The sequence below is a fragment of the Dactylosporangium sp. NPDC050588 genome (assembly GCF_040654975.1).
Taxonomy (GTDB): Bacteria; Actinomycetota; Actinomycetes; order Mycobacteriales; family Micromonosporaceae; genus Dactylosporangium; species Dactylosporangium maewongense.
Genome location: NZ_JBFAJA010000125.1, coordinates 16268 through 31289, shown reverse-complemented (window position 1 = coordinate 31289; position 15022 = coordinate 16268). Strand labels below are relative to the sequence as shown.

Genomic DNA, 15022 nt, shown 5'->3' with positions numbered 1-15022 from the left:
GACCCAACCTGCCATGCCGGTGAGCGGCCCGAGCCGCTCCGCTGGCCGCTCACAGCGCCACCTCCGCTGCGCTCCGGCGCCGCCGCGACCCAACCTGCCATGCCGGTGAGCGGCCCGAGCCGCTCCGCTGGCCGCTCACAGGATCACCAGCTCGGTCGGGATCGTGTTGAGCCGGTCGACGCCGCTGCTCGTACACACGACGATGTCCTCGATGCGCGCACCGTGCCGGCCGGAGAGGTAGATACCGGGCTCGATCGAGAACGCCATGCCCTCTTCGAGCGGGGAGTCGTTGCCGGCCACGATGTAGGGCTCCTCGTGCCCGTCCAGGCCGATGCCGTGGCCGGTGCGGTGCAGGAACGCCGGCCCGTAGCCGGCCGCCGCGATGAGGTCGCGGGCGACCGCGTCCACGGACTCGGCGGTGACCCCGGGCCGCACTGCGGCGACCGCGGCGCGCTGCGCCTCGAACAGCACCTGGTAGTACGCGGCGAACTCGGCGGGCGGCTCGCCGATGCAGTACGTGCGGGTCGAGTCGGAGCAGTAGCCGTCGGGCATGCGTCCGCCGATGTCGACGACGACGGGCTCACCCGCGGCGATCACCCGATCGGAGGTGCCGTGGTGCGGACTGGCCCCGTTGGGCCCGGCGGCGACGATCGTGAACTCGACGGTCGCGTGCCCGGCGGCACGGATCGCGGCGGCGATGTCGGCGGCGACCTCGTTCTCGGTGCGGCCGGCCCGCAGCCACTGCCCCATCTGGGTGTGGACGGCGTCGATCGCCTGCCCGGCCCGGCGCAACGCCTCGACCTCGCCGGGCGACTTGCGCACCCGCAGGGCGGCCAGGACGGCGCCGGCGAGGCGCTGCTCGGCGGACGGCAGCGCGGCGCGCAGGGCGAGGACCTGCTCGGCCCACATCCGGTTGCCGAGCCCGACCGCGTCGGCCTTGCCGATGGCGGCGCTCACCAGTTCGTATGGGTCCGAACCGTCCACGTGGTCGACGATCCGTACACCGTGGGGATCGGCTGCCTCGGCGGCCGGGCGCTCCAGGCGGGGCACGATCAGGGTCGGTTCGCCGTCGGCGGGCAGCACGAGCAGGGTGAGCCGCTCCAGCGCGTGCGCGTCGTAACCTGTGAGGTACTGCAGGTCAGCGCTTGGTGGGATGAGGAGCGCGTCGAGTCCGGCCGCGGTGGCGGCGGACTGCGCGGCACGGAGTCGCTGTTCCTTCTGGGACACGTGTGCAAGCTTAACGTTCGTTTGGTTTCCGGGCGACCACCCGGAGTCGACACCAACGGATAGGTGTCGGTCGGGGACCTATGGCGTAGTCTGCAACCGGAGCCTGAGTAAAGTCTGAGATCGCACTGTTTCCCGATCGAGACGAGCAGCGCATCGCATGAGCGCACGCAACGCCGCCATCGCTGGCGACCGGCGTACCGAGCCGTTCGTCCATGATGCGTTGCTGTACCGTGACGCCGCGACGTTCCTCGACGGCACGATGAACTTCATCTACGAGGGCGTCTCCCTCGGCGAGCCCGTCGCCGTCGCCGCGCCGCCGGCCAACGTGCAGCTGATCCGCGAGCGGCTCGGCGCGTTCGCCGAGGTCGTCGCGTTCACCGACATGCACGAGGCGGGCCGCAACCCGGGCCGGATCATCCCGTGGGTGCTGTCGAAGTTCATGGACGAGCACCCGGGCAAGCGGGTCCGCGTGATCGGCGAGCCGATCTGGTCCGGCCGCTCCGAGGACGAGTACCCGGCCTGCGTCCAGCACGAGGCGATGATCAACGTGGCGTTCCAGGGCCGCGAGGCGTCGGTCCTCTGCCCCTACGACACCAGCCGCCTCGACCCGCACATGGTCAAGGACGCCTACGCGACGCACCCGACGATGATCGAGGACGGCGCGCGGTCCGCCAGCGACGCGTACGACCCCCACGGCATCACCGAGGCCTACAACGTGCCGCTGTCGGAGCCCCCGTTCGGCGCCACGACGCTGCGCTTCGAGGTCGGCGGGCTGGTCAAGGTCCGCCGCGCCGTCGCCGAGCTCGGCCTGGACGCGGAGCTGCCGCCGGACCGCATCGGCGACCTGCAGAGCGCGGTCAACGAGCTCGCCACCAACAGCATCATGCACGCCGGCGGATCCGGCACCCTGCGCACCTGGCGCGACGAGGAGCGGGTGGTCTGCGAGGTCCGCGACTTCGGCCACCTCACCGACGTGATGGCCGGCCGGCTGCGCCCCACCGGCGGCCGCGGCGGGCGCGGCCTCGTCATGGTCCACTACCTGGTCGACCTGGTCCAGCGACACACCAGCCAGACCGGCACCACCACCCGGGTGCACGTGCTTCGCTAGGCTGACCCGGTGGCCCGACCTCTGCTGCTCGTCGACTCCGCCAGCCTCTACTTCCGCGCGTTCTTCGGCGTGCCCGAGAAGGCGGCCGTCGCCCCCGACGGCACCCCGGTCAACGCCGTCCGCGGCTTCCTGGACATGCTCTCGACCCTGGTCCGCGGCCGGCAGCCGGACCGGCTCGTCTGCGCCCTCGACGAGAGCTGGCGGCCGGCGTGGCGGGTGGCGCTGCTGCCGTCCTACAAGGCGCACCGGCTCACCCCCGCCGGCGGCGAGGAGGTCCCCGACGCCCTGTCGACGCAGGTGCCGATCATCCTGGAGTTCCTGGCGGCGCTCGGCATCACCGCCGTCGGCGCCCACGACTACGAGGCCGACGACGTCATCGGCACCCTCGCCACCCGCGAGCCCGGCCCGGTCGAGGTGGCCACCGGCGACCGCGACCTCTTCCAGCTCATCGACGACACCCGTGAGGTGACCGTCCTGTACTGCGGCCGCGGCGTCGCGAAGCTGGAGGTCCTCGACAACGCCGCCCTGCACGCCAAGTACGGGGTGCCCGCCGCCGGCTACGCCGACTTCGCCGCGCTGCGCGGCGACCCCTCCGACGGCCTGCCGGGCGTCGCGGGCGTCGGCGAGAAGACGGCCGCGCGCCTCGTCGACCGGTACGGTGACCTCGACGGCATCCTCGCCGCGCTCGACGACCCGGCCTCCGGCTTCGCCCCGGGGCTGCGCACGAAGATCGTCGCCGGCCGCGAGTACCTCACCGCCGCCCGCGACGTGGTGGCGGTCGCCCGCACCATCCCGCTCGGCGACGTCGACACCAAGCTGCCGTCGGCCCCCGCCGACCCGGACGCGCTGCTCGCCCTCGCCGAGCGCTGGGGCCTCGCCGGCGCCACCAAGCGCATCGTCGACGCCCTGGCCGCTTAGGCTTCCCCGACGCGGACCGGGTCCACCTTCCAGATCTGCTCGCAGTACTCCCGGACGGTCCGGTCGGAGGAGAAGAAGCCGCACCGGGCCGTGTTGAGGATCGACATCCGCGTCCACCGGTCCGGATCCGTCCACGCCTCCGCGACCGTGTCCTGACAGTCCACATAGGACCGGTAGTCGGCGAGCGCCATGTACTCGTCGCGCCCCAGCATCGCGTCGACGACCGGGGCGAACACGTCGCGGTCGCCCTTCGCGAACGTGCCGGAGGCGATCGTGTCGACGGCGAGCCGCAGCTCGAAGTCCGCCTCGTAGAACGACCGCGGCGAGTACCCGGACCGGCGCAGCGCCGTCGCCGCCGGGGTGTCCATGCCGAACAGGAAGAAGTTGTCCGCGCCGACCCGGTCCCGGATCTCGATGTTCGCGCCGTCGAGGGTGCCGATGGTGAGCGCGCCGTTCAGGGCGAGCTTCATGTTGCCGGTGCCGGACGCCTCCTTGCCGGCCAGGGAGATCTGCTCGGACAGGTCGGCGGCCGGGATGATGAACTGCGCCTTCGTCACGTTGTAGTCCGCCGGGAACACCACCCGCAGGTGCCGGCTGACGACCGGGTCGGTGTTCACCACGCCGGCGACCGCGTTGACCAGCTCGATGAGCAGCTTCATCGCGTGGTAGCCCGGCGCCGCCTTCCCGCCGAAGAGCACCGTGCGCGGCACGTACGTCGCCTGCGGGTCGGCCCGGATCCGGTTCATCATCGTGATCACGTGCAGGAGCTTCAACTGTTGCCGCTTGTACTCGTGGAACCGCTTGATCATCACGTCGCACAGCGCGTCGGGGTCGATGAGGACGCCCGTGGACCGCTCGATCGCGGCGGCGAGCCCGGCCTTGTTGTGCCGCTTCACGTCCCGCCACGCGGCGCGGAACGCGGGGTCGTCGGCGTGCGGGCCGAGCCCGTGCAGCCGCTCCAGGTCCGTCAGCCACCCCTCGTCGCCGAGCATCTCGGTGATCAGCTCCGACAGCGCCGGGTTGGCCATGCGCAGGAACCGCCGCGGCGTGACCCCGTTCGTCACGTTGTGGAACCGCTCCGGCCACAGCTGCGCGAAGTCGTGCAGCGTCGTGCCGGCCAGCAGCTTCGTGTGCAGCTCGGCGACCCCGTTGACGGCGGTGCTGCCGACGACCGCGAGGTGCGCCATCCGCACCCGCCGCTCGTCGCCCTCCTGGATGATGGACATGCGGCGCACGACGTCCTCGTCGCCCGGGTACGCCTGCCGCACCTCCTCCAGGAAGAAGTGGTTGATCGCGTAGACGATCTCCATGTGCCGCGGCAGGAGTCGCTCCAGCAGCTGCACCGGCCACGTCTCGAGCGCTTCCGGCAGCAGCGTGTGGCACGTGTAGTTGAACGTCCGGCGGGTGATCCCCCACGCCTCGTCCCAGCCGAGCCCGTGCTCGTCGACCAGCAGCCGCATCAGCTCGGTCACCGCCATCACCGGATGCGTGTCGTTGAGCTGGATCACGACCTTGTCGGCGAACCCCTCCCATCCGCTGTTGCGCAGCCTGTACCGCCGGATGATGTCCCTCAGCGAGCACGCCACCAGGAAGTACTGCTGCTTGAGCCGCAGCTCCCGCCCGGGCTCCGTGCTGTCGTCGGGGTACAGCACCTTGCTGATGTTCTCGGCCCGCACGATGTCGTCGACGGCCTCCACGTACTGCCCGACCCCGAACCTCGCCAGGTCGAACGACTCGCGGCTCGCCCTGGCCTGCCACAGCCGGATGATGTTGACGGTCTGCGTCCCGTACCCCGGCACGAGCATGTGGCTCGGCTCGCCCCTGACCGTCTCCCCCGGCGTCCACTTCCGCCGCAGGCTCTCCGGGTCCTTCGGGTCGGCCACGGTCGTGCCGTAGAACCCGACCAGCTGCCGGTCGTCGGGCGCGGGGAACTCCCACGGGTTGCCGTAGAACGTCCAGTCGTCGGGCCGCTCGACCTGCTTGCCGTCGCGGAACGTCTGCTTGAAGATGCCGAACTCGTACCGGATCCCGTACCCGACCGCCGGGATGTCCAGCGTCGCCATGGAGTCCATCAGGCACGCCGCCAGCCGCCCCAGCCCGCCGTTGCCGAGTCCGGGCTCGACGTCGTACACCTCGAGCGCCTCCGGCGACACCCCGAGGTCCTCGGCGATCGGCCTGACCCACCGCTCCGTGTCCGTGTACAGCAGGTTCTGCCTGAGCTGACGCCCCAGCAGGTACTCCGCCGACAGGTAGTACACGAACCGCGGGTTGGCCGCGTAATGCGCCGCCGCCGTCCTCGCATACCTGTCGACCAGCCTGTCCCGCACGGTCACGGCCAGCGTGTGGTAGCCGTCAGGCCCGCTCGCCGACTCGATCGTCGTCCCACGCTGGTAGTACAGGTTGGAGATCAGGTCCCGCTCGAACTCCTCGAGCGAGTCGCCAACAGTGCGCCTGGGTCGGGGCCGCGCCTCGGTCACCCGCCAAGTATCCGCCAGTCGCTCATCCCCGACCCACCGTCTCCCCAACTTTTCTCCCCGTCCCCTCCCACCCCTCACCCTCCCGACCCGAAACCCCTCACGCCACCCCAGCCACACACGTCCTTCCGGACCATGCACACAACCCCGGCACCACCCAGTCCCCAATCGACATGCCCCCCACCCCATGATCCGGAAGACTTATGGTCGCCAGAGCGACACAAACTCTTCCGGATCATGAGAATCACCCCACCCCCACCCACCCCAGCCATCGACGACCTCCGCTCTACACCCAACGGTGACGCGGAACGACCCGAACGACACCCTCGACAGCGCCGGCCCACGCGAGCACGCCGTCCGGGAGCCACCACCGCAACCACAGCACAGACGATGACTACGAGACCTGGCCACCACCATGATCGAAGGACACCCCTGGCCGCCCCGACAGCCACCACGCGACTTCGATCACGCCAACCACGGCCCCGACCGCCCCACAGGGAATCCGCGACGGCCGAGACCGGTTCCGCGGTCTGACAATGTGGAAGCACCGAGTGACGCCCTCGACGGCGCCGGCCCATGCGAGGACTGCTGCCGGGGAACATCACCGCGACCACGCCACCTGGCGCCCGGCCCACGGCCGGACGGAAAGGACCTCACCTCCGTGCTGGCCTGCCCTATGACCAGATGGATCGGCGAACCCACACGCGGACAGCGACCAGGACAGCCAACCCAGCCACCATGATCGAAGGACGACCGTGGCCGTCCGGACAGCCACCACACGACATCGATCACGACGTCCACGACCACGACCGCCCCGCGGGCCACCAGAGACCGCCCGCGCGAGCTCGGCGATCAGAGTGGCGCGGTGCTGGTTGCGGACCCGCACGCGGACAGCAACCATCAGGCCGCGCGGATCTCTCACCATGATCGAAGGACGGCCCTGGTCGCCCGGACGACCACCACGCGACTTCGATCACCAAGGGAGGTGACAGCGGCGGTCGCGCCGGCTCGCGTACGGCCAGAAGGGTGAGCGCAGACCTAACCGGCCGCCGGCTGCAAAGGGCGGAGGCCGGCGTGCAGATCGGGTCGGTGGTCATGGCAACAGGGCGATCGGCGGGACGGGAAACGACGCTGCCGCCCGGGCGGGGCGAGAAACGACCCGTCGAGCGGCAGCGGAAGGGAAGAAGCGGCGGGAGGGAGCGGGGCGGTCAGCGGCCCCGTTGGCGGCGGGCGTCGGCGATGCCGTTGGCGGCGCGGGCGGAGAAGGCCTGGCCGGTGCCGGGGGCCGACGGGCCCGCGGCGGAGCCGCCGCCGAAGACGGGGCCGGCCGTGGCGGAGCGGAGGGCGTCGCCGGCGGCGATCTTGTCGCGGACGGCGGCGGCCTCGGCCTGCTCGCGCTCCGAGGGGACGGCCATGACGGCGCTGGCGAGGGCGATGACCACGACCAGGACGAAGAGGACGATCGGGGCGAGGAACCAGTTGACGTCGACGCCGGGGACCGTGGCCAGGTTCTCGGTGGTGAGGTTGACGTGCATGGCCGCCATGCCGGTGTAGTGCATGCCGCAGACGGCGACGCCCATGACGGCCGCCGCGGCGATCGTCGCGGGGATGCCGCGGACCACGATCGTGAACCAGAGGGCGACGGTGGCGGCGACGACCGCGATCGCGTAGGACGCCAGGTACAGGTTGCTCTTGTAGTCGAAGGAGCCGTTGATCCGCATCGCGGCCATGCCGGTGTAGTGCATGAAGGCGACGGACACGCCGGTGATCGGGCCGCCGATGAGCACCTTCCACATGGCGGGCTTGCCGAGGCCGACGATGAAGAGCCCGAGGCCGACGGTGATGACGGCGATGAAGAAGCTCGCGACGGTGATCGGGACGTCGTAGCGCAGCGGGGAACCGCTGACGCTGAAGCCGATCATCGCCATGAAGTGCATGACCCAGATGCCGGTGCCGCCGATGGCCCAGGCCGCGAGCACCAGCAGCCACGCCCGGCGGCGGGTGTCGGTGGCCGCCCGGGCTCTGGCGGTGCTCACCAGGCCGAGAAGGGAACCAAGGAACGACATCGCGTACGCGAAGATCGGGGTGATCAGCCCGTACGTGAAATGGTGCAGCTCTCCCACGATGCTTCCTCCCGCGCCGGGACTGGCCCCCCGGCGAAAAGCATCATTGCGGATCCGAACGATTTTTTCTAATCCGCTCGGATGAAAACTCGGTGGGTGACTACGCGATGACGCTGTACGCGAGAACTCCTCGCGTCATGGCGGCCATCGCCTGCCTGGCGGTGCGCCGCACGGCGTCCGAGGCTCCCGGCGCGTCGGCGAGCTGGCCGAGCAGGTCGAGCACCTGGCGGGACCAGCGCACGAAGTCGCCCGCCGGCATGTCGCCCTCCAGTCCGTGCACGCTGCCGAGCACCTTCGTGAGGCTCTCGCCGCGGGCCCACCGGTACACCGGCCAGACGAAGCCGAGATCCAGCTCCCGGGTGAGCTGAAGACCCCGCGAGTCCTCGTCCTCGCGCAGCTCCGACCACAGCTTCAAGGTGGCGTCGATGGCCTCGGAGACGTCGCCGCGCGGGATGGAGGCACGGTCGTCGGACTCGCGGCGGGCCTCGTACACCAGGACGCTGGCGGCGGCGGCGAGGTCGGCGGCGGCGAGCCTGTCCCAGACGCCGGTGCGCAGGCACTCGGCGACGAGCAGGTCGGTCTCGGACCAGATCCGGGCGAGCATCCGGCCGGCGTCGGTGACGGTGCCGGCGGCGGAGAGGTAGCCGCGGTCGGTGAGCAGGCCGCAGACGCGGTCGAAGGTGCGGGCGAGGGAGCCGGTGCGGTTGGCGACCTTGCCGCGCAGCGCCTCGGTGTCGCGCTCCAGGCGCCAGCGCCGCTCGGCCCAGCGGGCGTGCTCCTCCCGCTCCGGGCACTGGTGGCACGGGTGCCGGCGCATCGAGGCGCGCAGCTGGTCGAGCTCGTGGTCGTCGACGGCGGACGGGTTGCGCGACCGCCGCCCGCGGGGAGCCGGCTCCAGCGAGAGACGGCGCAGCTGGGCGGCGAGATCCCGGCGGTCCTGGGCCGAGCGGTAGTTGAACTGCTTCGGGACCCTGACCCGGCCGAGGGACTCGACGGCCGAGGTGAAGTCGGCGCCGGAGATCCGGCCGGCCCAGCGGTCCTCGGTGAGCACGAGCGGCCGGGGCTCGCCGAAGCCGCGCCCGCCGACGCCCGGGTCGATGATGATCGCGAGTCCCGCGCGGCGGCCGGTGGGCACCCGGACGACGTCGCCGGGGCGCAGCCGCTCCAGGGACTCCAGGGCGGCGGCACGGCGCTGCTGGGCGCCCTGGCGGGCGATCGCCCGCTCCCGGTCGGCGATGGCGACCCGGTAGCCGAAGTACTCGTCGAAGTCACCGAGATGGCAGGCGGTCTCCGCGCCGTACGTGGCGATCGAGTCGACGTTGCGCTGCACCTGCCGGGCCAGCCCGACCACCGAGCGGTCCGCCTGGAACTGGGCGAACGAGCTCTCGAGCAGCTCGCGGGCGGCGGTGATGCCGACGCTGCCGACGAGGTTCACGGCCATGTTGTACGACGGCCGGAAGCTGGACTTCAGCGGATACGTCCGGGTGGACGCGAGCCCCGCCACGTGCCGCGGGTCGAGCTCCGGCGCCCAGACGACGACGGCGTGACCCTCCACGTCGATCCCACGGCGCCCGGCGCGGCCGGTCAGCTGCGTGTACTCCCCCGGCGTCAGGTCGACGTGCGCCTCGCCGTTGTACTTGACCAGCCGCTCCAGGACCACGCACCGGGCGGGCATGTTGATGCCCAGCGCCAGGGTCTCCGTGGCGAAGACGGCCTTGACGAGGCCGCGGACGAACAGCTCCTCGACGACCTCCTTGAACGCGGGCAGCATCCCGGCGTGGTGCGCGGCGAGGCCCCGCTCGAGGCCGTCGAGCCACTCCCAGTACCCGAGGACCTGCAGGTCCTCACTCGGGATGTGCTTGGTGCGCGACTCGACGATGGTCCGGATCTCGACCCGCTCGTCGGGCGCGGTGAGCCGCAGCCCGGCGGCGAGGCACTGCTGGACGGCGGCGTCGCAGCCGGCGCGGCTGAAGATGAACAGGATCGCCGGCAGCAGGCCCTCACGGTCCAGGCGCTCGACGATCTCGGGCCGGTAGGGGCCCTTGCGCCGCCCGCCCCGCGGGCCGGCCATCTCGACGCGCCGGAGCATCTCCCGGTGGTATCGCAGCAGCTCCGGATGCACGTCGTGCTTCTGCGCGGCCTCGGCGTCGTGGAACAGGTCGAACATCCGCCGCTCGATGAGCATGTGCTGCCACAGCGGCACGGGCCGGTGCTCGCTCACCACGACCGTGGTCTCGCCCCGCACGGTGACGAGCCAGTCGGCGAACTCCTCCGCGTTGGACACGGTCGCCGACAGCGAGACGAGGGTCACCGAGTCGGGCAGGTGGATGATCACCTCTTCCCACACGGCGCCGCGAAACCGGTCGGCGAGGTAGTGCACCTCGTCCATGACGACGTAGGAGAGGCCCTCGAGGGTCGCCGAGCTTGCGTACAGCATGTTGCGCAGGACCTCGGTGGTCATCACGACGACCGGGGCGTCACCGTTGATCGCGTTGTCGCCGGTGAGCAGGCCGACGCGCTCGGCGCCGTACCGCCGCACGAGGTCGCTGTACTTCTGGTTCGACAGCGCCTTGATCGGCGTCGTGTAGAAGCACTTGCGCCCCTGCCGCAGCGCCAGGTGGACGGCGAACTCCCCGACGACGGTCTTGCCGGCACCGGTCGGCGCGCACACCAGCACGCCCGTGCCGCGCTCCAGCGCGTCACAGGCCTCGGCCTGGAAGTCGTCGAGGGTGAAGTCCAGCTCATCGACGAACTCGGTCAGGGCAGGACGCTGAGCCCGCCTTTGCGCCGCTTCGTACCGCTCGGCGGGGGTGTTCATGACCCCAAGGCTAGGCGAAAGATGCCCGGATCCGCTCATGGGTATCGTGCTGGCGTGCCGGAAAGCGCTGAACCACCAAGTACATGGCGGCCCGTCGAGGCCGTGCTCCTGGACTTCCACGGGACGATCGCGCAGGTGGAGGACCCCGTCAGGTGGGTGACGGCGGCGGCTTCGAGCCTCGGCACCACCCTGGACCGTGGGAAGGCCACGGTCCTCGCCGACCGGCTGACGACGGCCGGGCGGGCCGGCGGGCCGAAGCCGCACCGCGTGCCGGCGCACCTCGCCGAGGTGTGGGCCGACCGGGACCTGTCCGTCACCGCGCACCGGGCCGCATACGAAGGGCTGGCCGCGACCGTCGACGCCGACCTCGCCCAGGCCCTCTACGACCGGCTGCTCATCGCCGACGGCTGGCAGCTGTACGCCGACACCGTCCCCACCCTGCAGGCGCTGCGGGCGCGTGGCGTGCCGGTCGCGGTCGTCTCCAACATCGGCTTCGACCTGCGCGACCTGGCCGGCCAGCTGGGCTTCGCCGACCTGGTCGACGAGTTCGTCCTCTCGTACGAGGTGGGCCGCTGCAAGCCGGATCCCGCCATCTTCTGGAAGGCCTGCGCGGCGCTGCGCACCGACCCGGAGCGGACCCTGATGGTGGGCGACTCGCCCGCCGACGCCGGCGCCGCCGCGGCGGGCTGCAGCGTCCTCGTCATCCCGGAGAGTGACCCGGGCAAAGTTCACGGCCTGGGCGCGGTGCTGCGCCTGCTTTAAACCTTGCGGCCGTTGGGCACCATTGTCGCAACACCGCCTGTGCGCTTGTCGGCTCCCGGCCAGGCGGCCACAGTGCAGGGGATACGTCGACTACCTTCCGTCCGGAGGATCATCATGCCGTTAGGCCGTTGGAACCCGTCAGAAGCTCTTGCCCGCATCGAGTCCGAGGTCGACCACGCCGCTTCGCGCGCCCACTCCGCCTCCGTCTCCACCACGACCGAGGGCGACGACCTCGTCATCACCGTCGACGGCGTCGACCCGAGCAACGTCGACGTCCAGGTCTCCGGCGGCCGCCTCACCATCAAGGGCGGCGGCGGCACGAGCACCTCGTCGCACCACGAGGAGGGCGGCGCGACGTTCTCGTCGAGCTCGTCCAGCTCCAGCTCGTTCAGCCGCAGCTTCTCGCTGCCCGACGGCGTCACCGAGTCGGACGTCTCCACCACCCCGTCCGCGAACGGCGTCACCGTCCGCATCCACAACGCCGCCTAGACGATCAGCCGCAAGGCACCGGGCACGCACTCGACCGTGACGGGGAGCGGGCAGATCCGCTCCCCGTCGGCGTACGCCGTGACCCCCTCGGCGGCCAGCTCGATCCTGCGCGCCCGCAACGTCCTGACCCGCGGGTCGTGCACGTGCGTCCCCTTGAACACCTTGGGCCGCAGCCGCATCAACGTGCGCCGGTTGAGCGGCTCGGCGACGACCACGTCCAGCAGCCCGTCGGTGGGGTCGGCTCCGGGCACGATCCGGAAGCCACCGCCGTAACTCTCGGTGTTGCCGATCGCGACCAGCACCGAGTCGAAGACGCTCTCCTCGCCGTCGATCCGCATGGTGTACGACCTGCTGCGCAACGCCAGCAACTCCTCGACGATCGCCAGGTTGTACCGCTGGGGACCGCGCGGCCAGCGCATGCGGTTGGCCCGCTCGTTGACGAACGCGTCGAACCCGGCCGCCATGACCGCCCCGAACCACGCCGTGCTCCCGTCCGCCCCCTCGACCCGCGCGAGGTCCACGCTTCTCGTGGTCGTGCTTGCCGCGATCGCCTCGGCCGCCCGCAGCGTGTCCCCGGGCAGCCCGAGCCGGACCGCGAAGTCGTTGCCGGTCCCGGCGGGCACGATCCCGAACGGCGCCCCCGTCGCGGCCACCGCCTGCAGCCCGAGGTGCACCGTGCCGTCCCCGCCCATCGCGACCACGGCCCGGCCGCTCAGGACGGCCGCCTTGCCCTGCTCCACCATGCCGTCCCGGCTGGTCGCGGTGACCACGTCGACCGCGTGCCCACCGGCCTTGAGCCGCGCCACGACCTCAGGCAGCAGTCCGGCCCGCCGCCCTTTACCGGCGGTCGGATTGGCGAGCAACGCGATGTCCATCGCACGGATGCTAGGCGGTAACTCCCCCACCGCTGACGCGGCGGGGCCCGGCGGGGATTCTCACCCGCACCCCGATGCGCCGCTGCGCGGCGCACTGCCCGCGCTGAGGCGCGTGGCAGGGCGAGCGGCGCGTGCGCGCCGCATCCGGTGGTTGCCTCACCGTCCGGGCCAGATGGTGAGCTGAGCGCCTGGCCCCATTCGCCGCCGTCTGCTCAGCGGGTCGCCGCTCCGACAGCGGACAGCCAGGAACGGCCGTGTCTGCGCTTCCAGGATGCGGGCCGCGGTCCACCCCCGGTGGCCTCGGGCAGCATGCCGGCCCGCTGCCTCTTGCCGGCGGTCGGATCGGCGGGCAGCGCGATGGTCACGCACGGGTGTCAGGGCCTTCCCAGCCCACCGGGAACACGCCGGGCTGCGCCGCCCGGCAGGGCACCGACAGCACGACGCCCGCCGGCTGATGCGCGGCGGGCGTCGGGGCTGAGCGGGCGGGTCAGGTGATGTCGTCGTACCGGCTGTCGAGGGACCTCGGGCGCTCGACCGGCGTCGGGCCGTCCACTGGGGTGGGTGCCTCGATCGGGTCGTAGCCGCCGACTGAGGTGGCCGCGGCGACCGGCTCCGGCGCGAGGTCGTCGATCGAGGAGATCTCGTCGTCGTCGACGTCGGCGTAGATGGACTGGTTGCGGCCCTTGCGCTTGTCGTTGATCAGGGCGACGCCGACCGCGGCGAAGTACAGCAACGACATGGCCAGGGCCAGGCCCGACATGGTGAACGGGTCGGGGGTCGGCGTGGCGACGGCGGCGAAGGCGAAGAAGATGAACACCACGGCGCGCCACCAGCCCAGCAGCTTGCGGCCACTGAGGATGCCGGCGAAGTTGAGCATCATCGCTATCAGCGGGAACTCGAACGCGACGCCGAAGACCAGCATGCCGGTGGTGATGAAGTCGACATAGCGGGTGATGTCCAGCGAGGTGTGGACGATGTCCTCGCTCGGCAGCAGGTACTCCAGGCCGTGACCGAGAGCGAACCAGGCGAGGAACGCGCCGAGCGCGAAGAGCGGGGCCGCGATCGAGATGAAGATGTAAGCGTACTTGCGCTCGTGGCGGTGCAGGCCCGGCGCGATGAACGCCCACAGCTGATACATCCACCAGGGAGCGGTGATGAGCAGGCCGAGCCAGAGGCCGACCTTCAACTGCAAGAGGAAGAAGTCGGCCACGCCCAGCTGAACGAAGTCACACTCCCGGCCGCGTGACTCCATGACGTGGCAGACCGGCTGCTTGACCAGCTTGATCGCGTTGCCGGACTGCCAGAAGCCGACGGTGAACCCGAGAACGAGGCCGAGACAGGCTTTGAACAGGCGGTTGCGCAGCTCCCGCAGGTGCTCCATGAGGGTCATGGAGCCGTCTGCGGCGCGTTCGAACTGCGACGGTGCCCGGTCCTGGCGCCGCCTGGCGAGGATGCTCACGACGCTCGAGTGCCTCAGCGCTCGGGGACGCGGTTGACGGGGTCGACGGTCGGCGCGGGCGACGGCCGGTTGTCGTCGATCGTGCCCTGCAGGGGCGCGCGACCCGACTGGGCCTCGGCCTTCGCGTCGACGTTGTCCTCGGCGAGACCCTTGGTCTCGGCCTTGATGATCCGGAGCGAACGACCCAGCGACCGCGCCGCGTCAGGCAGACGCTTGGCGCCGAACAGAAGGATCAGCACCACCACCAGCACGATGATGTGCCACGGCTTGAGTGCACCCATGTGAAGCCACCTCACTGTCTTTATGCTGCCCGACCCATCGTACTGGTCACTTCGGGTGACGGGCAGAGGCCGGGTTGCGGGAAGGGGTCCGGCCGCTGAAGTCCTGACGAGTGTTGACGCTGAACTGCCCGATCGTCAACCATCCGTCCGGACAAGAGTGCTATTTGCCCAGTTGATCCGCAAGGTTTCTTAACTGTTAGCGAGCGGCGGGGCGCTGGTCAGCGTCTTCGAGCTCGCCGCGGCGCGCCTGGATGACCAACGCCTGCTCCTGCATGGCGGCCAGACGGGGCTGCATCGCCTCGGCGGTCTGCTGCAGGCGGGCCAGGTGGGGCTGGAGTCGCTTCTCGCCGTCGAGGAGCCGGCGCTGCAGGGACTGCGCGGTGTTACCGAACTGACGCAAGCGACCCGCCGTCGACATCACCACGGCGATGAGGACGATCAGCGCGACCAGGACGATGCCACCCGAGATCCACCAGAGCACCCACCGA

12 protein-coding genes are annotated in these 15022 nt (G+C 71.0%); 4 read left to right on the top strand and 8 right to left on the bottom strand.

Features of this window, described 5'->3' with window-relative positions:
* Positions 1-135: 135 nt before the first annotated feature.
* On the bottom strand, positions 136-1227 hold the full coding sequence (locus tag AB0I21_RS52340) for a Xaa-Pro peptidase family protein (RefSeq protein ID WP_360572717.1): 1092 nt from the start codon (positions 1225-1227) through the stop codon (positions 136-138).
* Positions 1228-1384: 157 nt separating this feature from the next.
* On the opposite strand from AB0I21_RS52340, the gene AB0I21_RS52335 reads away from it, so the two are divergent.
* The gene (locus AB0I21_RS52335; RefSeq protein WP_360572715.1) at positions 1385-2335 is read left to right on the top strand and encodes a sensor histidine kinase; all 951 of its coding nucleotides are present in this window, start codon (positions 1385-1387) and stop codon (positions 2333-2335) included.
* Positions 2336-2344: 9 nt separating this feature from the next.
* Positions 2345-3253, top strand: a complete 909-nt coding sequence (locus tag AB0I21_RS52330; RefSeq protein WP_360572713.1) for a 5'-3' exonuclease — start codon at positions 2345-2347, stop codon at positions 3251-3253.
* On the opposite strand, the gene AB0I21_RS52325 is transcribed toward AB0I21_RS52330, so the two are convergent.
* The 3 genes from AB0I21_RS52325 to AB0I21_RS52315 form a co-directional block, all read right to left on the bottom strand.
* A complete protein-coding gene (locus AB0I21_RS52325) occupies positions 3250-5730 on the bottom strand; it encodes a glycogen/starch/alpha-glucan phosphorylase (protein ID WP_360572711.1) in 2481 nt (826 codons plus the stop codon). The two genes, AB0I21_RS52330 and AB0I21_RS52325, sit on opposite strands and share 4 nt — an antisense overlap.
* A 1205-nt stretch (positions 5731-6935) precedes the next feature.
* Positions 6936-7850, bottom strand: a complete 915-nt coding sequence (locus AB0I21_RS52320; protein ID WP_360572709.1) for an MHYT domain-containing protein — start codon at positions 7848-7850, stop codon at positions 6936-6938.
* A gap of 100 nt (positions 7851-7950) precedes the next feature.
* Positions 7951-10668 carry a DEAD/DEAH box helicase gene (locus AB0I21_RS52315; protein ID WP_360572707.1) on the bottom strand — a complete coding sequence of 906 codons (2718 nt, stop codon included), beginning with the start codon at positions 10666-10668 and terminating at the stop codon, positions 7951-7953.
* Between the two features lie 21 nt (positions 10669-10689).
* Here AB0I21_RS52315 and AB0I21_RS52310 point away from each other — a divergent pair, with 21 nt between their 5' ends.
* Both AB0I21_RS52310 and AB0I21_RS52305 read left to right on the top strand, forming a co-directional pair.
* Positions 10690-11430 (top strand): HAD-IA family hydrolase, encoded by a 741-nt coding sequence (locus AB0I21_RS52310; RefSeq protein ID WP_360572705.1) that lies wholly within the window; start codon positions 10690-10692, stop codon positions 11428-11430.
* Between the two features lie 114 nt (positions 11431-11544).
* Positions 11545-11919 carry an Hsp20/alpha crystallin family protein gene (locus tag AB0I21_RS52305; protein WP_344502193.1) on the top strand — a complete coding sequence of 125 codons (375 nt, stop codon included), beginning with the start codon at positions 11545-11547 and terminating at the stop codon, positions 11917-11919.
* On the opposite strand, the gene AB0I21_RS52300 is transcribed toward AB0I21_RS52305, so the two are convergent.
* From AB0I21_RS52300 to AB0I21_RS52285, 4 genes are all read right to left on the bottom strand, one after another.
* A complete protein-coding gene (locus AB0I21_RS52300) occupies positions 11916-12794 on the bottom strand; it encodes a diacylglycerol kinase (RefSeq protein ID WP_360572703.1) in 879 nt (292 codons plus the stop codon). The two genes, AB0I21_RS52305 and AB0I21_RS52300, sit on opposite strands and share 4 nt — an antisense overlap.
* Positions 12795-13281: 487 nt before the next feature.
* Positions 13282-14184 (bottom strand): twin-arginine translocase subunit TatC, encoded by a 903-nt coding sequence (gene tatC, locus AB0I21_RS52295; RefSeq protein ID WP_360572719.1) that lies wholly within the window; start codon positions 14182-14184, stop codon positions 13282-13284.
* An 83-nt stretch (positions 14185-14267) separates the two neighbouring features.
* Positions 14268-14534 (bottom strand): Sec-independent protein translocase subunit TatA, encoded by a 267-nt coding sequence (gene tatA / locus AB0I21_RS52290; RefSeq protein WP_344502190.1) that lies wholly within the window; start codon positions 14532-14534, stop codon positions 14268-14270.
* Between the two features lie 196 nt (positions 14535-14730).
* Positions 14731-15015: a hypothetical protein gene (locus AB0I21_RS52285; protein ID WP_344502189.1), complete on the bottom strand. Its 285-nt coding sequence runs from the start codon at positions 15013-15015 to the stop codon at positions 14731-14733.
* Positions 15016-15022 lie beyond the last annotated feature (7 nt).